At 34.2% G+C, this 2,892-nt stretch carries 3 protein-coding genes; 2 read left to right on the top strand and 1 reads right to left on the bottom strand.

Going from position 1 to position 2,892, the window contains the following annotated elements:
- Positions 1 to 355 precede the first annotated feature (355 nt).
- A complete protein-coding gene (locus tag AC1DRF_RS21625) occupies positions 356 to 940 on the bottom strand; it encodes a TetR/AcrR family transcriptional regulator (protein ID WP_477741659.1) in 585 nt (194 codons plus the stop codon).
- 164 nt (positions 941 to 1,104) lie between these two features.
- Here AC1DRF_RS21625 and AC1DRF_RS21620 point away from each other — a divergent pair, with 164 nt between their 5' ends.
- Together AC1DRF_RS21620 and AC1DRF_RS21615 are read left to right on the top strand one after the other, a co-directional pair.
- Positions 1,105 to 1,794, top strand: a complete 690-nt coding sequence (locus tag AC1DRF_RS21620) for an SDR family NAD(P)-dependent oxidoreductase (protein ID WP_477741658.1) — start codon at positions 1,105 to 1,107, stop codon at positions 1,792 to 1,794.
- A 371-nt stretch (positions 1,795 to 2,165) separates the two neighbouring features.
- Positions 2,166 to 2,606, top strand: coding sequence for a nuclear transport factor 2 family protein (locus tag AC1DRF_RS21615; protein WP_477741657.1), 441 nt, complete (start codon positions 2,166 to 2,168; stop codon positions 2,604 to 2,606).
- Positions 2,607 to 2,892 lie beyond the last annotated feature (286 nt).

Raw genomic sequence — 2,892 nt, 5'->3', positions numbered from 1 at the left:
CTACACAATAAATGAATTTTATTGTATTTCTTTTTCGGGGATTGTTTAATTGATATTTTTTATAAATGTAAAGTKTATTTATATTTGCCATTCTGGTACAAATAAAAAAATAGAAATTACTTTATTGAGGTAGATATTGCTGAGTTTATGATTTCTTGATGTGCTTTGTTATCAAAATTGCTATTATTCCCATAAAATAAGTACTCTACATCTTCAATTTTCAGAAAAAAAAAGCACAGTGCCTATACAGTAGCCTATGATATGGCTAGTAATGATGGTTGCAGTTACATAACTAATACTTAGCTTGAGAGGCATGGAGTGGGAAGACAATAAGGCATCCCCAAAGCTGTTACCGTTAAATGCTTTTTAACAAGTCCAAAACGTTATTAAAATGAATTTCGCTCAAATGTTCGATGACCTCTTCAACTACTAAATGCTCTGAATCTAAAATCCACATACAAATCACGCCAACTAACCCTGAAATCATGTACTCCAATCCGACTTTCATTTTTGGATTATGATCACTAATACCAGAAAGAATAAAATCTTTTAATGCTTCTTTTAAATGAGTTGAGAAGTTAGATTGACTATACTGACTAAGCATCGTTCTAAAGAAAACAATGTTGGCTTCTATAGCTTTAAACATTTCGTGTAAGCTTGAGATAAACTTTTCCTTATCTATTGCATGGATATCTTGTTCTTTGATACCCAAGTTAAAGCAAACATTTAATTTTTCTATGCTTTCATGACATAAATTCTCCATCAAATCAGGTTTATCTAAATAGTGTAAATAAAAAGTGTTTCGATTTATCATGGCTTCGTCGGCAATGTCTTGTATAGTTATCCGTTCGTAGCCTTTCGTTTGAATTAGCTTCAAGAAGGCTTCTTTAATGGCTTTTCTTGTTTTTAGAATACGTAAGTCTATCTTGTCTTTACCCATTTGTAAACGCTCCATCCAATAAAGATAATGGTCAAATCAAGAGAATCTGACTATTAATTATCATATCGCTGAATATTGACCATTGAATGGTATAATTCTACGTTCTACAATTAAAAACGTCAAACGGAATAAAACTTCATCAATTCAAAATAGGAGGTAAATGTATGAAAACAATAGCGATAATTGGAGCAGGTAAAGGATTAGGATTATCCTTGGCCAAGCGTTTTGGTAAGGAAGACTTTCAAGTTTCATTAGTTGCGAGAAATGCTGCGAAGCTTCAAGAGATGGTAGACGAACTAAAAGTCGCTGGTATCCAAGCTTCTTATTTCATAGCTGATATTTATAACAAAGAACAAATTGAACAGGCAATTACCGGAATTAAAGAGAAGTATGGCCATATTGATGTACTGGAATTCAGTCCTACACCGGGTAGTTTCCCTCCAACATCTGTATTAGAATTAACGGCGGAGAATGCAAGGGACCTATTTGAAGGCTATGTGGGCAGTGCCATCAATGTCGTAAATGCTGTTTTGCCGGATATGCTGTCTAAAAAGGAAGGTGCTTTGCTGTTTACAACAGGATTATCAGCACTATATCCTGTTCCAATGATGGGGAATATCGGTATCGCTATGTCGGGAATGCGCAATTATATTGCCAATCTTCATACTGAACTGTCTCCTAAAGGTATCTTCGTTGGTCACCGATCTTTAGGTTTGTTTATGAAGGAACCGGGGATAGGCACATTTGATGATCCAGATGTTATTGCAAACATGTGGTATCAAGCCTATTCAGAGAAAAATGTTTGGGAAGAAGAGTATCCAAAAGGCATTACCCCTCAAACCATCGTATTCTAAACAAAAAGTAGCAATTAAATACAATGACCAGTCGTACTAACGCTGGACTACCTCTCCAAGAAGTACGGAGTGCATAGCACTCAGACTCACTTTAGGAAGGAGTGTATGGTCCAGTAGACATTGAGTGATTGCTCACTCATAACCTTATTTGAAAGGAAGTTGCTCAATAAAGCCGCAAAATTACCGCAGTCACGTGGATTATCGCAAGTGCGATAACCATCTCTGCTATAGGACTTTCCGTAAAAATGAAAGTTAGACCTGAATGTTCAATGGTCGAGAATGCAGCAATACAAATATTTGCTCTTCTTAATTAAGCTAGTAAAAAATTTAGTTTTACAGTTTCGTTTCAAAATAGAAGGAGGAAAAAGTTTATGTCGTTAGAAATTTTACAAGCAAAATTTGAATTAAGAGAATTAGTTGATACTTTTTCAAATTTGACGGATGAGAAAAAGATTTCAGAACAAATGCTTTTATTTACGCCTGATGCTAGATATAAAGTTTACTTTGGAGGCCAATTGGTGTCTGATGTTTCAGGAACAAAACAATTAGAGAAGGATTTTATAGGTCATGCTTCTCTTGTAAAACGTTATTTCTCCATTAACGGACAACACATTGTGAAAGTAGATGGCGATACTGCAACAGGTGTTTCATACTCTCAAATGAAAATGGTGAGAGACGAAGATGGCAAAGAAGTTATCACTGACTATAGTGTTAAATATGAGGATGAATATGTACGCCAAAACGGAACTTGGTTAATAAAGTCACGTACTTGTCACTTTGTAATTGTAGACGCAAGAATATTACAAGGCTAATTTGATGAATACTTGAAATCATAGCTTACAGATGGAACGTTAGATGGAGGAGATCAGGTTCATATCTATATTAGATTAGCCTTTTCTTTATTCATATTTATGTCAATTTTGAACAAATGCATTAATTTCTTTGCATATTCTTTTGGCTGTTTTATTAAGGCCTCTTTTAGTTTAAGTACATTCCTTTATAATTCTTATTATCAATTTGAAGAAAGTTGTCCTCTATGTCAGCTTTCTTTTTTATTTTTAAGCTTGATACTCTATACATTTTTAATCAACATAAAGG

The sequence above is a fragment of the Priestia sp. P5_B4 genome, assembly GCF_056400385.1.
Note: the sequence above shows the minus strand (reverse complement) of the source record. Positions and strands in the feature narration are given on the sequence as shown.